Source organism: Proteus sp. FZP2095 (genome assembly GCF_023701425.1).
GTDB classification, from domain to species: Bacteria; Pseudomonadota; Gammaproteobacteria; order Enterobacterales; family Enterobacteriaceae; genus Proteus; species Proteus cibarius.
The window spans coordinates 992,736-1,008,345 of the sequence record NZ_JAMQBJ010000001.1; the positions used below are offsets into that span (position 1 = coordinate 992,736).

Sequence of the window (15,610 nt, forward strand, 5' to 3'; positions counted from 1 at the left end):
GAGAAAAGAGCAAAAAAATCTGCTCTGCTCTTCTCTTCGCACTTTTAATAACAGCCTTAAACACCGTTATTTTCGATAATCGCTAGAACGATTACAGGATATCTTCCAGTTGTTTTGCAACTTCATCTGAGATATCACCGTTGTGATACACTTCTTGCACGTCATCACTGTCTTCTAACATATCGATAAGACGCATTAATTTTGGTGCAGTTTCAATATCTAACTCTGCTTTAGTCGATGGGATCATTGAAACTTCCGCTGATTCAGCAACAAAACCTGCTGCATCCATCGCATCTTTTACTTCACCAAAAGATTCTGGTGTGGTGTAAACATCAATAGCGCCATCATCAAAAGTTTCAACGTCGTCAGCACCGGCTTCTAACGCAGCTTCCATAACAGCATCTTCATCAACACCTGGTGCGTATGAAATAACACCTTTTTTGGTAAACAGATAAGATACAGAACCATCTGTTCCTAAGTTACCACCTGTTTTGGTAAATGCATGGCGAACATCGGAAACAGTACGGTTACGATTATCACTTAAGCATTCAACCATCACAGCAGTACCTGCTGGGCCATAGCCTTCATAAATGATGGTTTCCATATTATCGTTCTCATCATTACCCACACCACGTGCAATTGCACGGTTTAAGGTGTCACGAGTCATGTTGTTCGATAATGCTTTATCAACTGCCGCACGTAAGCGCGGGTTAGTTGCAGGATCACCACCACCTAAACGTGCTGCTGTAACTAATTCACGGATGATTTTAGTGAAAATTTTACCGCGTTTCGCATCTTGCGCTGCTTTACGGTGTTTTGTATTGGCCCATTTACTATGACCTGCCATGAAATATCTCCAAACGTGGTCTAATCATTAAATAACAAATTCTTCAATTGCTTGCTGATTACTGGCGGATTTTGTTAATTTTGCCGCCAGTGGCGCGTCTAGCCATTGGTATTGTGAATGCTCAGTTAGCACAATATCTCGCTCTGCGGGTAGTGCTAATGTAAACCAATGTTCCTGACAATGTGTAACATCTGGTGCATAACGATGCCGAAAATGTGCAAAAATCTCAAAAATAATTGAGCGATGGCAATCCACCAGCTCAAGATTTTCTTTTATGATATCAATTCCAACTTCTTCTTGCACTTCGCGCAACGCCGTTTGAAAAGGCGTTTCTTCCGCTTCTAAACTGCCAGTCACAGATTGCCAGAAATCAGGATCATCTCGACGCTTTAGCATAAGCACCCGTTTGGTCTCTTTTGCATAAATAACAACTAAAACGGATATCGGGCGCTTATATTTCATCATTTACTCTTTATCTTCGCTAACTTCTTTTTGAGTTACTGCAATCGCTAACTCTTTTAAAGAGTCTTCATTAGCAAAGCTTGGTGCATTAGTCATTAAACACGCAGCGGCAGTTGTTTTAGGGAAAGCAATAACATCGCGAATGTTATCGGTACTCGTTAACAACATCACTAAACGGTCTAAACCAAATGCTAAACCAGCATGTGGTGGAGTACCAAATTTAAGCGCATCTAATAAGAAACCAAATTTCTCTTGTTGCTCATTCGGTGCAATACCTAAAATGCTAAATACTGCTTGTTGCATTTCATTACGGTGAATACGCACTGAACCGCCACCCACTTCATAACCATTAATAACCATATCATAAGCATTTGCCACAGCACCTACTGGGTGAGCAGTCAATTCAGCTGGTGATAAGTCTTTTGGAGAAGTAAATGGATGGTGCATCGCACTTAAGCTACCTGTTTCTTCATCTTCTTCAAACATTGGGAAGTCGATAACCCACAATGGTTTCCATGCATTTAAATCGGTCAACTCAAGATCACGACCCACTTTCAGGCGCAGAGCACCCATCGCATCACTCATTGTTCCTTTACGACCTGCACCAAAGAAAATCAAATCGCCGTCTGTTGCGCCTGTTGTTTCTAAAATTGAATTAACAACATCGTTAGTCAGGAATTTAGCGATTGGGCTTTGTACACCTTCAATGCCTTTCGCGCTTTCGTTGACTTTCATCCACGCAAGGCCTTTAGCACCGTAAATGCTAACAAACTGTGTATATTCGTCGATATTTTTACGGGTTAATGATGCACCACCCGGTACACGCAATGCGATAACACGGCATCTTTCATCATTTGCCGCTTGTGCAAATACACTGAATTCAACATCTTTGACTAAATCAGCGATGTCTTTAAGTTCCATTGGGTTACGTAAATCTGGTTTGTCTGAACCATAACGACGCATTGCTTCAGCAAAAGTCATTACTGGGAACGCACCTAAATCGACATTCAGAATATCTAACCATAATGCATGGATCATACGCTCCATCACTTCGCGCACTTGGTCTGCACTCATGAAAGAGGTTTCAACATCGATTTGTGTAAATTCAGGCTGACGGTCAGCACGTAAGTCTTCATCACGGAAGCATTTTACGATTTGATAGTAACGATCAAAACCGGACATCATCAGTAGCTGTTTAAAAAGCTGTGGTGATTGTGGTAATGCGTAGAATTTACCTTTATGTACACGGCTTGGAACTAAATAGTCACGCGCACCTTCTGGTGTCGCTTTTGTCAGCATTGGGGTTTCAACATCAAGGAAACCTTCACCATCCATAAAACGGCGAACAAAGCTTGTGATTTTAGCACGGGTTTTTAAGCGATCTGACATTTCAGGGCGACGCAGGTCTAAATAACGATAAGTTAAACGACGCTCTTCAGTATTTGTTTGATTGCTATCTAACGGTAATGGCTCTGAACGGTTAAAAATAGACAGAGATTCTGCCGCTAACTCAATTTCACCTGTTGCCATATTTTTATTAACTTGGCTATCAGGACGAGCGCGTACTGTTCCTGTGACTTGAATACAAAATTCATTACGCAGTTCTGAAGCCTGAGAAAATGCCTCTTTCTGCTCTGGGTCAAAGAAGACTTGAACAATACCTTCGCGATCTCGCATATCAATAAAGATAAGCCCACCTAAGTCACGGCGACGGTTAACCCAACCACAAAGAGTCACTTTTTGGCCCACATGGGCGCTATTCAACTGCCCACAATAATTAGTACGCATACAATATCCTTTTACTCAGCTTGTTGTGCTTTCTGCTGCGGAAATTTTGGCAATAGTCTTTTTCGAGTAGTGTCAAAAAAAAGGCAGACATTATAACGAAAATTCTTCCCGGCGATAAGAGTATAGACCTAGTTTATATGATACATCTTTTCAAGGATTTGCTAATCCCCAAACAATTAATTAATAATAATTATTTATAGCGACAGAAGTCGCTTTGAGGTTTATCATTAAATTCGCCGTTTTTTGGCTTTGACAATGGAGAAAAGATGGTTAGCTCGCTTTATATCGTACTGGGCGCACTATTATTGATTAAATTGTCCCTCAATGTCGTAAAACTCAGAACACAATATCGGGTTGCTTATGGTGATGGTGGCTTTTATGAATTACAAACTGCCATCCGTGTTCACGGCAATGCGGTAGAATATATTCCAATTTCCATGATCTTATTACTGGTCATGGAAATGAATGGTGCTTTTGTTTGGATGGTACACATCTGTGGCTCAATTTTAATCGTAGGTCGTTTTTTACACTCTTATGGATTAAAACACCGTGAACTTCGCTGGCGTCGTTCAGGCATGGCAGCCACTTACTTATCAATGGCATTGATGGTCATTGCTAATATTTATTTCCTTCCTTGGATACAAATCTTTTCCTTTTATTACTAAGTCCTCGCGGGAATAACATGATCATCCATGATCAAAACCGACATCCTTGCTGTTGTGTCTAATAACGGCAAGGTATCAAAAAGGTTTATTCATTTATTCCAATTTCTTTCTAAATAATGCAACTTTGTGAGCACCGTCGCTTCTGGTAGAATGCTTGCTTCTTTTATTCCTTAAACCTATTTTAGTTATGTCGAATTCAAAATCATCACAACAAGACAGCTTATTTGCGACACCTATCGCTAATCTTGGTGACTGGCGCTTTGATGAAAAAGTCGCTGAAGTGTTTCCTGATATGATAAAACGCTCAGTACCAGGCTACTCTAATATTATTTCCATGATTGGTATGCTTGCAGGTCGCTTCGTTACACCCAATAGCCAAGTCTATGATTTAGGCTGTTCTTTAGGTGCAGCAACCCTTTCCATGCGTCGTAATATTGATGTTGCTGGTTGCAAAATTATTGGTGTTGATAATTCACCTGCAATGGTAGAACGCTGTCAGCGCCATATTGATGCCTATAAAGCAGATACACCCGTTGATATTATTGAAGGTGATATTCTTGATATCGAGATCAACAACGCCTCAATGGTCGTGCTGAACTTCACGTTGCAATTCTTAGCGCCAAACGATCGTCAAATATTATTAAACCGAATTTACCAAGGTCTTAATCCCGGCGGAGTGTTAGTACTTTCTGAAAAATTCAGTTTTGAAGATAAAGAAATTGGTGAGTTATTGTTTAATATGCACCATGATTTCAAACGTGCTAACGGTTATAGCGAATTAGAAATTAGTCAGAAACGCAGCATGTTAGAAAATGTCATGCTGACCGATTCTGTTGAAACACATAAAACTCGCTTACATAATGCGGGTTTCCCTCATGCGGAAGTTTGGTTCCAATGTTTTAATTTCGGCTCTCTTTTAGCGATTAAAGGCAATAATTAATGATTAATTTTGGCTCGTTTTATCAACTTATTGCGCAAGATGAGCGCTTATTTCATTGGTTAGATACATTACCTGCTCAATTATCAGAATGGCGCTCAAATGCGTTACACGGTCACTTTTCCTCATGGGAAAGAATGCTCGATGGTTTACCTGAGATTACCCCTACTGAGATTGATTTGAAAAATGGCGTAATTGCTCAGCATACACCGGCGTTAAGCGCAGGCGAGCAACTGGGATTAAGTAATGTTTTAAAAAATTTAATGCCGTGGCGTAAAGGTCCATTTTCACTTTATGGTGTTGATATCGATACAGAATGGCGCTCAGATTGGAAATGGGATCGTGTTTTACCTCATCTTTCACCACTTGAAGGCCGTTTAGTCTTAGATGTTGGTTGTGGCAGTGGTTATCACATGTGGCGGATGTTAGGTGAAGGTGCAGAATTTGTTGTCGGGATCGACCCTACTCAACTATTTTTATGTCAATTTGAAGCAGTCAGAAAATTATTAGGTAATGACCAACGCGCACATTTAATTCCTGTTGGTATTGAGCAAATGCCTGAATTAAATGCCTTCGATACCGTATTCTCTATGGGTGTACTTTATCATCGCCGCTCACCTCTCGATCATTTATGGCAATTAAAAAACCAATTAGTTTCTGGTGGCGAATTAGTATTAGAAAGCCTTGTTGTCGATGGTGATGAATTTCAATGCCTGATCCCAGGTGAACGTTATGCGCAAATGCGTAATGTGTACTTTATTCCATCTGCAAAAATGCTAAAAGTTTGGCTAGAAAAATGTGGCTTTAAAGATGTGCGCATTGTCGATGAAAACACAACCTCTCTTGATGAACAACGCAAAACAGATTGGATGGTAACGGATTCATTAGACGCATTCTTAGATGCTGATGATAAAACAAAAACAGTTGAAGGCTATCCCGCACCTAAACGTGCGATATTAATTGCAACTAAACCCTAAGATTTATTTATTTTAAGTGTGTTACAGATAATCATTATAAAAAGGGTATCTTATAGAGATATCCTTTTTTCTATATCAATCTAAATGTTTTAAAATCATTTATTCTAACTTAAATCGTATTTATAGCGATAAAATTGACTCTATAAAAGAACATTATGGCGAAATATAAAGAAAATAAACAAGCTAAACAAAAAAGGATCGCACAACAAAAACAGCAATCTCTGGCTCTTAATGAGTACCGAAAAGAAAATGAAAAACGAGAACTCTTTTTTTCTAATCAAAATTTTTTGGAAAATGAGTCATCTATTATACTTACGCCATTACAGCGTAAAATCAGTGTATTATTCTCTTGGTTTGATTATTTTACTCAATTTTTTTATATCGCTTTTATTATTACCGCATGGTGTTATCCCGCGTTATTTAGCGTTCAAACCATTTATAATTTAAGCGTTATTTTTATCTTTGAGTTTATTCTTGTTCATTCAGGTTTGTTTATGGCTGTATTAGCACGAACTAAACTTATTTTTGTTCTTATTCCTGTTTATAGCGTATTCGCCTTTATGATTAATAGTTTTGTTATGGGCGATGAAAACATTGTACTTTGGCTCTACGCGGTTATTATCGCTAATCGCCTTATTGGTAGCTATCAAGCAAAAAGTAGAGAGGACTGGAATAAAAATATTCTTAATTCCGCATATATGACACTCAATTTTCTATTCTGCATCTTCTTAATTGCAATAATTCGCTTTATTGTTCCTTATGGTGGATTAACACCTGAATATTTAGACAAAGTAAATTACTTAAATTTAATTACCTCACATAGTGAATATTTTAATGCACCTCATGTTGGTATGGCGTTAGGAACACTTTTATATACTATTCCTTTTATTTTTCTGACAATTACAATGTTTTCACCTCTTTATAAAAAAATTAAATTTAGTTATAGCAGAGAAAAAACAACACGCAGATCACGACGTTAATCACCTATTGACCTGGACATGTTTATCGCTATAATTAGCGAGTTACATTCCCTATCCTATTTTCTTTTTAAGAAGGCACTTCCCTACGATGAATTAAATTCTGCCAGAAAATTTTTTCAAATACCTTTTGGGTATTTATTTTCTGTTACTGGCAGACAATAATTTATTTCGTCGCATCTAAAAAAGATCACGGCTGTCTGCCACCTATTTTGTTTAGGAGGTATTTCTATGACAATAGCCTGTCACTTCTCACAAATTACTATCGAATTTAATCAACAAACTCTTTTTCCACCATTAACTCGCTCATTGGCTTGTCAGCAAAATGGATTAATTGGTCATAACGGTAAAGGAAAATCTGTACTATTAAGATTATTAGCACAAAAAATATTACCGACATCAGGTCAAGTTAATTGGAATATGCCTTTTGTTCACGTTGATCAGTTAACCCGATTACAAGGCGATACACTTGCTCAAGCGTTAGATATTCATGAAGTTTACCAAGCATTCCAACGTGTTGATTCGGGGATTGCTACATTAGAAGATATTGAGTTACTTGATGGCAAATGGCAACTTCCTGTTACGTGGCAGAATTTATTAGATTCAGCACAACTCCCAGTCGCATTAGATACCCCTATTGCACATCTAAGTGGTGGAGAGCAAACACGTTTAGCACTTTGTCGCGCTTTTTTATGCGAGCAGAGTTTTCTACTCTTAGATGAGCCAGATAACCACCTTGATTATCAAGGACAACAATGGCTAATAAAACAGTTAGCTCAGCACAAAGCTGGCTCTCTTATTGTTAGCCACAGTCGAAACTTGCTCTCATATGCGGACACTATTCTTGAATTAAGTGAGAAAGGTTTATCTGAATATGGGGGAAATTATACTTTATATGAGACACAAAAAAGTGCAGAAATAGCCTCGTTGGAAGCCGCAAGTGAACGACTAAACAGCCAAATTAAAAATGAAAAACGCCAACAACAAGCCACATTACAAAAAGCAGCACAACGGAAACGACAAGGCGAATCAATTAGGCAAAGTGGCTCTCAATGCTTACTTTTATTGGATATGCAGACAAATCGGGCTGAACAGAGACAATCAGCGGTTGCAAAGCGTTATCAACGCGTAATTGATGATATGCAATCTCAAAAACAAGGTATCGATGACGAAAAATCACATGTTCATCAACAAAAAATAGTGTTGAATTATCAAAGTGATGGTCACCGTTTAAATGTATTTGTTGATAATCTTCAACTTCCATATGGTTATCCGCACCCTGTTTCATTTTCAGCTTATGGTAATGAACATTGGCATATTAAAGGTAAGAATGGGTGTGGGAAATCAACATTATTAAAATGTTTGATCAAACAAATTATACCTCTTTCTGGTGAGTTTCGTCTAAACAAAGACTATTGCTACCTCGATCAACACCTTGCTTTACTTGATAAAACATTGCCTGTTGCACAAGCACTACACCAATATCAGCCCGCCATTTCTATCGAACAATGGCGAACACGCCTTGGGATGTTGAGAATTAGAGGTGATAAATCTTTACTACCGCTTGGAAAACTTAGTGGTGGCGAGCAATTAAAAGCAACGTTATTGGCTTTAACACATAGTCCAAAACCACCTGCGGTATTATTACTTGATGAACCAGATAATCACCTTGATATCGAGTCCAAACAACTATTGGAAAATTTACTCGTTGAATATCAGGGCACATTATTACTGATTTCGCATGATGAAGCTTTTGTGGAACGCTGTGGTATTACACATACGTTGTTATTAGACGAGATTATGTAAAAAACTGCGCCATAAAGGCGCAGTTCTAAAATCTTTAATTTGTGCTAATTAAGATGCTAATGGTGCATGAATACTCATAATATCCTTCATCGCTTCAACCGTATCTTCATCCACACAGTAATGCGTAAATTCATCTACTTCACTATCAGAGCTCATTGTTACACCAGCTTTACGGTAAATCATAGTTGAAGGTGCCACTTTTCCTGCTGAACTGTGTATTTCTTTTAATCCCACATCTAGGAATTTTTGGATATTACTGAGTCTTACACCAGCCCCCGCCATAATTATAGGGCCTTGTGTTTTTTCATTTAACGTTCGTAATAACGGCAAACCTAATTCCGCGTTTGCCTGCTGTCCTGATGTTAGAATACGAGAAACACCTAGCTGAGTCAGTTGTTCTAGCGCTAACAATGGATTAATACACATATCAAAAGCGCGATGAAAAGTAATGGCTAATGGGCCTGCAAGCTCCATTAAAATTTCCATTTTAGGTAAATCAATATGCCCTTCTTCATTTAGAAGGCCAACAACTGCCCCTGAAAATCCCATATCACGGATCAAGCTAATATCATTTTTCATTGCTGAAAAATCAGCTTGTGTATAACAAAAGTCGCCACCACGAGGGCGAACAATAGGATGAACGGGAATACGAACCAGATCTCTGACTTGTCGTAGCATTCCAAAGCTTGGCGTAATACCACCTTCTGCTGGACTCGTGCACAGTTCTATTCTGTCTGCACCTGCTCGTTCTGCTACCAACGCACATTCAGCGCCAAAACAACAAATCTCCAACGTAGCCATATCATCCCTCTCCATCCTTAATAAAGAAAGTAATCAGAAAATAAATATCATTTCTTAGCGATTACTAACAATAGTTGTCGAATCTCGTTATTCATTCAATTCCGCTATCAGAATTTTGTGCTGACACAAGCAAACTATTTTCTGAAAGTGTCGCTCAACACTCACTTTCTACGATTTCAAGTAACGAATAAGGATGATACTTCACTGTGACTTTTCCATTAGAAATAGCCACTGTTGGATTAGGTAGACGTTCTTTCTCACCTTTAGGTTCACTGATTTTCAAGCTAACACTCTCAGGTAACTTTTGAGGTAAAAACGACATAACTTTATTCACTAAATCATCGGGTTCAACAGAGATCACTTGCTCAATATGCTCCCAACCTTGGTATTCATATTTTTTATTTGTGGGAAAAGGCAACTCAACGATTGAAACAAATTGATTTAAAATAGTTAATGGTGTTTCTAATTGAAATAGATATATTGGTCGCCCATTAATCACATTATCAGAAATACACTTTCCACACTGACTTAACCCTGTTCGCCACTGCTCTGCTAATGTTAAATCGTGACAACGTAACGATACATGATCCGTGAGGTAAAGTGATAAATCTATACCCAGAGTATCGGCAAATAATGTCATATTCTCTTCAAACAAAGAAAGCTCGTGAGTTAAATCATTTAATTGAGGAATTGAAGAAAATAACACCATTTTGAATAACCTTAATGAAAAAGCAGAGAAAAAACCTTAAAGATAAGGCCGAGATGGTAGCATGTTCTAGCCGGAATATGTTATAAATTCAAGGTTAATCCTAATTCTTTATAAGAAACCTGTCAGACTTCTGTCGTCAGGTTTTATTTTCTCAATAATTTAAGGTAACCCGGTGAATATTCAGGCTTTTCTTTCAGAAAAAATCAGTGTGGCAATGTGTGCTGCTGGCGCACCCGCTGATAGCGAACCTCTTGTCCGTCAGTCAGCCAAAGTACAATTTGGTGACTATCAGGCAAATGGTGTCATGGGAGCTGCAAAAAAAATGGGGATCCCACCCCGACAACTCGCAGAAAAGATCTTGGAAAAGCTCGATATTACAGATGTTGCAGATAAAGTTGAAATCGCAGGCCCGGGTTTTATCAATATCTTTTTATCCCCACAATGGGTTGCAAAGCAAGCTGAAGACGCATTGGCAGATGAACATCTAAACGTAACACCAGTTGAACCTCAAACTATTGTTATCGACTACTCATCGCCAAACGTTGCAAAACAGATGCACGTTGGCCACTTGCGTTCAACCATTATTGGTGATGCAAGTGCGCGTACTTTATCTTTCCTAGGTCACAATGTTGTTCGTGCTAATCACCTTGGTGATTGGGGTACGCAATTTGGTATGTTAATTGCGTATTTAGAGAAGAAACAAAATGAAAATGCTGCCGATATGGCATTATCTGATCTCGAAGAATTCTATCGTGAAGCGAAAAAACATTATGATGAAGATGAAGTATTCGCAGAGCGTGCTCGTAATTATGTTGTGAAATTACAAAGTGGTGATGAATACTGCCGTACAATGTGGCGCAAATTAGTTGATATCACCATGCAACAAAACCAGGTGACTTATCAACGCCTTAACGTCACATTAACCGAAGATGACATTATGGGTGAAAGTCTTTATAACCCAATGTTGCCGGGTATTGTTGCCGACTTAAAAGCCAAAGGGCTTGCAGTAGAAAGTGAAGGTGCAACGGTTGTTTTCCTTGATGAATATAAAAACAAGGAAGGCGAACCTATGGGTGTTATCGTTCAGAAAAAAGACGGTGGCTACCTATATACAACAACTGATATCGCTTGTGCAAAATACCGTCACGAAACATTACACGCTGATCGTGTACTTTATTATATTGACTCTCGTCAGCACCAGCACTTAATGCAAGCTTGGACGATTGTTCGTAAAGCAGGCTACATCCCTGATTCAATGTCACTTGAACACCATATGTTCGGGATGATGTTAGGTAAAGATGGTCGTCCGTTTAAAACTCGTTCTGGTGGCACTATTCGTTTAACCGATTTACTTGATGAAGCTCAAGAAAGAGCACGTACATTAATTGCTGAAAAAAATCCAGATATGGCTCAAGACGAATTAAATAATGTTGCTCGCGTTGTAGGTATCGGCGCTGTTAAATACGCTGACTTGTCAAAAAACCGTACAACAGATTACATATTTGATTGGGATCTGATGTTAAGTTTTGAAGGTAACACAGCACCTTATATGCAATATGCTTATACTCGTGTTGCTTCAATCTTCAAACGTGCAGAAATTGATGAAAATGCGTTAACGCAACCTATCGCGCTAACACAATCTCATGAGAAACAGCTTGCATTACGTTTAGTCCAGTTTGATGAAACCATTATGCAAGTTTCCCGTGAAGGAACGCCTCACGTTATGTGTGCTTATCTGTATGATCTGGCACAAGCCTTCTCTGGCTTTTATGAAAACTGCCCTATCTTATCTGCTGAAGATGAAAACACTCGCCAAAGCCGTTTAAAACTGGCTCGTTTAACCGCGAGAACCTTAAAACAAGGTTTAGACACTTTAGGCATTGAAACCGTAGATAGAATGTAATTTATCTCTGTTTTCAAATAATAGCGATAAAAAAACCGATGGCAATTCACCATCGGTTTTTTATTTGTCAGTTCTAAATTATTTAGCCAATATAACTTACAAAAAATTTGCTCAATCAAACTTCCAATACGGCGGAATAATTAATCTTCGTTAGCCGTAATAACATCCTGGCACAATAATCCTGAAATATCTTTGCTGTCAATCCAACCATCAACACTATCAATAGGCTTATCGGGGCTGTATAAGCGCTGGTCAACATCTTTAGCTGTAAAGCTAACTTTCTCATTTGTTTTATCAAAAACGCCCACACAATTCACTGGAGTTAGTCTTGAAGTTTTAATTTTTCCATCAGCAGTACAACCTGCAAGAAACAATGTAGCTAAAGATACAGAAAGGATAAGTGCTTTTTTCATAGTAACTCCTTGACACTCTTTTATTTTTATTTTTACTAACAATCGTTAGTCGATTATTTAGTAGTCATTAAACTAGAAACTAAACATGCCTTGTAACTGACTTGAGTATAACGAATAAATGGAAAAATATTTGAGTTATTGAGCTATTAATGAAAAAAACAGGAAACATTGAGAAGGAATAGAAAAGAGAGGGAAAAACAGAAAACAACGGCGGACAAATGAAAGCAATAATTAGTGTACCATACTGAATTCTCAGTAATCTAATTATCTATTAATAATAGATTTAGCATTAATTTCATTATTCACACGACTTATTGTTTACTGCTTATCCCCAGCAATCGTGTTACCTATTTGAAGCGCAGACAAAATAGATATGATCACTTTCAGTAGTACTGAACGATAACAAGCAAATAACTTTACAGTCACGGTTAATCTACCTGAATAAAGAAATAATAATATGTCTTAAATCAAAAAAATCAAATGTTTTAAAATATACTGCAATATTTTGAAATATTTGCAATATCTCATCATTAAGTAAGAAATATTTAACAGATGTGTCAATTTTTAAACCTATACAACACAAGAGAGTTTATCTAAAAAAAGATAATTCGTCAAACCGTAAGTGCTTAGAATATAGTGTCTATTTTTTTACTTTATGTAGAATCTCATTACTAGTAAACAAATTGTCTAAAGATATTCGATATGATTAATGTTTAGATAAACTTATCAATAAACATTAAAAAGTGTGTTCCAACGCCTAAATACTGTATAAATCATTTAAAAATTGAAAAAAAAATTTAATAAAAAAAAGAGCAAGAAAAATGATTTTTGCTTCTTTTTTACTTTTTTTTCTTTCTAAGGGGCGCCGAAATCGTGTAACTAAATGCTAGAAGTGTGATCTATGTTGCATTATAAATAGTCTAAAAATAGAGAAAGGTTCTAGACGGGGAGAGTTCTCTTGATAAAAACATTGTTAATTTTCCAACTCCTCACTTTTATACAAAAAGCGAGGAGTTTGTGTTATCAGTTATAAAGCACGTAGTGAGAAATGACGAGGCCTAAACCCTAATGCATACAGCGCAACAAAATAGCTTCCTGCTCCGACGACTACAACTAATAGCAAACGTAAGATACGCATTAGCATACTGCCAATATCCCAACTTGGCATGACCCACAACATTCCAACTAGCACAGCCCCCATTACAGCAAGCGCAATAACAAGTTTTAATAAAAACACAGGCCAACCGGCTAAAGGCTGATAGATATCTTTCTTACGGATTTGCCAAAACAACATAGAGGCATTGAAACAAGCTGCAATACCAATTGAGAGCGCAAGACCCACATGTTTTAAACTACCAATAAACGCAAGGTTCATTAATTGTGTGAGGATCAATGTGGCAATCGCAATTTTTACGGGTGTTTTAATATCCTGACGAGAATAAAAACCCGGTGCTAAGATTTTTATGATAATCAGCCCCATTAGTCCAACACAGTAAGCAATTAGCGCTTGTTGTGTCATTAATGCATCATGAGCATTAAAATTACCATACTGGAATAAAGATGCAGTTAAGGGCCCTGATAGTACCGCTAAACCAATAGTACAAGGCAGTGCCAATAAAAAGCACAGTCTTAATCCCCAATCCATCAGTTTTCTATATTCTTCAGTATTACCACTGGCAAAGCTCTTAGATAATGAAGGAAGTAAGATTGTACCTAATGCAACCCCTAATACCCCTGTCGGTAACTCCATCAAGCGGTCTGCGTAATACATCCAAGAAACTGAGCCAGAAACTAAAAAAGAAGCAAATATCGTATTGATAATTAACGATATCTGACTAACAGAAACCCCTAAAATAGCAGGCCCCATTAATTTCATGACACGCCAAACACCGCTATTTCTAAATGAGATGCGCGGTAAAACAAGCATACCGATTTTTTTCAAATGTGGTAATTGATACCCAAGTTGTAATATTCCTCCCGCAACAACAGCCCACGCTAAGGCCATAATAGGAGGATTACAATAAGGGGCAACCACTAAAGCAAAAAAGATCATGCTGACATTGAGGAGCGTCGGTGCAAAAGCTGGTACTGAAAACCGATTCCAAGTATTTAAAATAGAGCCCGTCAATGAAGCTAATGAAATAAGAAAAATATAAGGAAAAGTGATCCGTAATAGGTCAGTCGTTAATTGAAATTTATCAGGTGAACTACTAAAACCCGGTGCTGTAACATAAATCACCCAAGGCGCAGCAATAATACCAATCACTGTGACCACGGCTAAAATAAGTGTCAGCATACCCGAAACATAAGCAATAAAAGTACGCGTTGCTTCCTCACCTTGCTGATTTTTATATTCTGCCAAAATAGGAACAAATGCTTGAGAAAATGCCCCTTCTGCAAAAATACGACGTAATAAGTTTGGCAATTTAAAAGCAACAAAAAAGGCATCGGTTGCCATACCTGCGCCAAAAATACGCGCAATAATTGCATCACGAATAAATCCTAGTACCCGTGAAAATAAGGTCATAGAACTCACTGCAGCAAGTGATTTAAGTAAATTCATAAAGTCATTCTAATTTGTGTTGAATGGAATAAAAAGAAAGGGACTATACTCCGTCTCTCACATCGAAAAATCAATCTTCAATTAGCTAAGAATATACTGTGACTCTGTTTATCTACGACTAACCAAAGCGATTAAAAAATAGCAATTTATGGCTTTGTGAGCATTTTTCTCAACATCACTTCCAGCATAGTTTGGTTCTCTCTTTCATTAAATTCAGGATCAATAATATTTCTTCCCATTGAACCATCTGCGATAACTAACAGCCATGTTGCAATTTTTTCCGGCTCAAGTGTTGAGTCTATCTGCCCTTTTTTAATACCGTTTTTCAGCATTGCAATCAAACGCTGTTTGTTGTTTCTTTCATTTTCAATAAAAATCTCGTGAATGCTCGCATTACGTGAAGCTTCAGCAAAAATTTCAATGCTAATACGTGCATATTCTGGATGATTATAGAGCTCTATAATTTCCTTCATTAAATCGATAATTGCTTGAATGCACTCTTCTTCGGCTTCATAGCGACAAAAAATATCATCAAATAGCAGTGCATCTTCTAACGCTATCGCTTCAATAATCGAATTTTTATTTGGAAAGTAATGAAATACATTTCCCGGGCTCATACCCGCTTCATGACAGATTTCTGCTGTTGATGTGGAGTGAAAACCTTTTACAGCAAAGCAACGTATTGCAGCATCAATGATATGCTTCATTTTCGCTTTTTGTTTTTCAGTAACAGTCTTGTTCATAGCATTAAAAATCTCTGGA

General features: G+C 37.7%; 14 protein-coding genes. 6 read left to right on the forward strand and 8 right to left on the reverse strand.

What is annotated here, in order from left to right:
- Positions 1 to 91 precede the first annotated feature (91 nt).
- Genes NBG71_RS04715 through aspS form a run of 3 tightly spaced genes read right to left on the reverse strand, consistent with a single transcriptional unit; the run spans position 92 to position 3,097 of the window.
- Complete coding sequence (locus NBG71_RS04715; RefSeq protein WP_023582074.1) at positions 92 to 847, reverse strand: YebC/PmpR family DNA-binding transcriptional regulator; 756 nt, start codon at positions 845 to 847, stop codon at positions 92 to 94.
- Positions 848 to 874: 27 nt separating this feature from the next.
- Positions 875 to 1,309 carry a dihydroneopterin triphosphate diphosphatase gene (gene nudB / locus NBG71_RS04720; RefSeq protein WP_075671061.1) on the reverse strand — a complete coding sequence of 145 codons (435 nt, stop codon included), beginning with the start codon at positions 1,307 to 1,309 and terminating at the stop codon, positions 875 to 877.
- Positions 1,310 to 1,312: 3 nt separating this feature from the next.
- Positions 1,313 to 3,097, reverse strand: a complete 1,785-nt coding sequence (aspS, locus tag NBG71_RS04725; RefSeq protein ID WP_075671059.1) for an aspartate--tRNA ligase — start codon at positions 3,095 to 3,097, stop codon at positions 1,313 to 1,315.
- Between the two features lie 266 nt (positions 3,098 to 3,363).
- On the opposite strand from aspS, the gene NBG71_RS04730 reads away from it, so the two are divergent.
- From NBG71_RS04730 to NBG71_RS04750, 5 genes are all read left to right on the forward strand, one after another.
- A complete protein-coding gene (locus NBG71_RS04730) occupies positions 3,364 to 3,762 on the forward strand; it encodes an MAPEG family protein (protein ID WP_075671057.1) in 399 nt (132 codons plus the stop codon).
- A gap of 187 nt (positions 3,763 to 3,949) precedes the next feature.
- Positions 3,950 to 4,702: a carboxy-S-adenosyl-L-methionine synthase CmoA gene (gene cmoA, locus NBG71_RS04735; protein WP_075671144.1), complete on the forward strand. Its 753-nt coding sequence runs from the start codon at positions 3,950 to 3,952 to the stop codon at positions 4,700 to 4,702.
- Complete coding sequence (cmoB, locus tag NBG71_RS04740) at positions 4,702 to 5,676, forward strand: tRNA 5-methoxyuridine(34)/uridine 5-oxyacetic acid(34) synthase CmoB (protein ID WP_109419830.1); 975 nt, start codon at positions 4,702 to 4,704, stop codon at positions 5,674 to 5,676. Before cmoA ends, cmoB begins: the two co-directional genes overlap by 1 nt.
- 155 nt (positions 5,677 to 5,831) lie before the next feature.
- Complete coding sequence (locus NBG71_RS04745; protein ID WP_099660350.1) at positions 5,832 to 6,656, forward strand: hypothetical protein; 825 nt, start codon at positions 5,832 to 5,834, stop codon at positions 6,654 to 6,656.
- A gap of 228 nt (positions 6,657 to 6,884) precedes the next feature.
- Positions 6,885 to 8,459, forward strand: coding sequence for an ATP-binding cassette domain-containing protein (locus tag NBG71_RS04750; protein WP_075671051.1), 1,575 nt, complete (start codon positions 6,885 to 6,887; stop codon positions 8,457 to 8,459).
- Positions 8,460 to 8,507: 48 nt separating this feature from the next.
- Here NBG71_RS04750 and cutC read toward each other — a convergent pair whose 3' ends face one another.
- Both cutC and NBG71_RS04760 read right to left on the reverse strand, forming a co-directional pair.
- Positions 8,508 to 9,260, reverse strand: a complete 753-nt coding sequence (gene cutC, locus NBG71_RS04755; protein ID WP_099660349.1) for a copper homeostasis protein CutC — start codon at positions 9,258 to 9,260, stop codon at positions 8,508 to 8,510.
- A gap of 154 nt (positions 9,261 to 9,414) precedes the next feature.
- Entirely contained in the window at positions 9,415 to 9,969 is a 555-nt protein-coding gene (locus NBG71_RS04760) for a VOC family protein (protein ID WP_075671047.1), read from the reverse strand.
- 172 nt (positions 9,970 to 10,141) lie between these two features.
- Between NBG71_RS04760 and argS the strand changes: the two genes are divergently transcribed.
- Positions 10,142 to 11,872: an arginine--tRNA ligase gene (gene argS, locus NBG71_RS04765; RefSeq protein ID WP_250916585.1), complete on the forward strand. Its 1,731-nt coding sequence runs from the start codon at positions 10,142 to 10,144 to the stop codon at positions 11,870 to 11,872.
- A 140-nt stretch (positions 11,873 to 12,012) separates the two neighbouring features.
- On the opposite strand, the gene NBG71_RS04770 is transcribed toward argS, so the two are convergent.
- From NBG71_RS04770 to NBG71_RS04780, 3 genes are all read right to left on the reverse strand, one after another.
- Positions 12,013 to 12,285 carry a hypothetical protein gene (locus NBG71_RS04770; RefSeq protein WP_075671043.1) on the reverse strand — a complete coding sequence of 91 codons (273 nt, stop codon included), beginning with the start codon at positions 12,283 to 12,285 and terminating at the stop codon, positions 12,013 to 12,015.
- 1,027 nt (positions 12,286 to 13,312) lie between these two features.
- Positions 13,313 to 14,848, reverse strand: coding sequence for a murein biosynthesis integral membrane protein MurJ (murJ, locus tag NBG71_RS04775; RefSeq protein WP_075671041.1), 1,536 nt, complete (start codon positions 14,846 to 14,848; stop codon positions 13,313 to 13,315).
- 146 nt (positions 14,849 to 14,994) lie between these two features.
- Positions 14,995 to 15,591: a TetR/AcrR family transcriptional regulator gene (locus NBG71_RS04780; RefSeq protein ID WP_075671039.1), complete on the reverse strand. Its 597-nt coding sequence runs from the start codon at positions 15,589 to 15,591 to the stop codon at positions 14,995 to 14,997.
- Positions 15,592 to 15,610 lie beyond the last annotated feature (19 nt).

Coding starts and splice junctions, on each gene's coding strand:
- NBG71_RS04715 (WP_023582074.1), bottom strand. CDS start 847: ATGGCAGGTCATAGTAAATGGGCCAATACAAAACACCGTAAAGCAGCG.
- nudB (WP_075671061.1), bottom strand. CDS start 1,309: ATGAAATATAAGCGCCCGATATCCGTTTTAGTTGTTATTTATGCAAAA.
- aspS (WP_075671059.1), bottom strand. CDS start 3,097: ATGCGTACTAATTATTGTGGGCAGTTGAATAGCGCCCATGTGGGCCAA.
- NBG71_RS04730 (WP_075671057.1), top strand. CDS start 3,364: ATGGTTAGCTCGCTTTATATCGTACTGGGCGCACTATTATTGATTAAA.
- cmoA (WP_075671144.1), top strand. CDS start 3,950: ATGTCGAATTCAAAATCATCACAACAAGACAGCTTATTTGCGACACCT.
- cmoB (WP_109419830.1), top strand. CDS start 4,702: ATGATTAATTTTGGCTCGTTTTATCAACTTATTGCGCAAGATGAGCGC.
- NBG71_RS04745 (WP_099660350.1), top strand. CDS start 5,832: ATGGCGAAATATAAAGAAAATAAACAAGCTAAACAAAAAAGGATCGCA.
- NBG71_RS04750 (WP_075671051.1), top strand. CDS start 6,885: ATGACAATAGCCTGTCACTTCTCACAAATTACTATCGAATTTAATCAA.
- cutC (WP_099660349.1), bottom strand. CDS start 9,260: ATGGCTACGTTGGAGATTTGTTGTTTTGGCGCTGAATGTGCGTTGGTA.
- NBG71_RS04760 (WP_075671047.1), bottom strand. CDS start 9,969: ATGGTGTTATTTTCTTCAATTCCTCAATTAAATGATTTAACTCACGAG.
- NBG71_RS04770 (WP_075671043.1), bottom strand. CDS start 12,285: ATGAAAAAAGCACTTATCCTTTCTGTATCTTTAGCTACATTGTTTCTT.
- murJ (WP_075671041.1), bottom strand. CDS start 14,848: ATGAATTTACTTAAATCACTTGCTGCAGTGAGTTCTATGACCTTATTT.
- NBG71_RS04780 (WP_075671039.1), bottom strand. CDS start 15,591: ATGAACAAGACTGTTACTGAAAAACAAAAAGCGAAAATGAAGCATATC.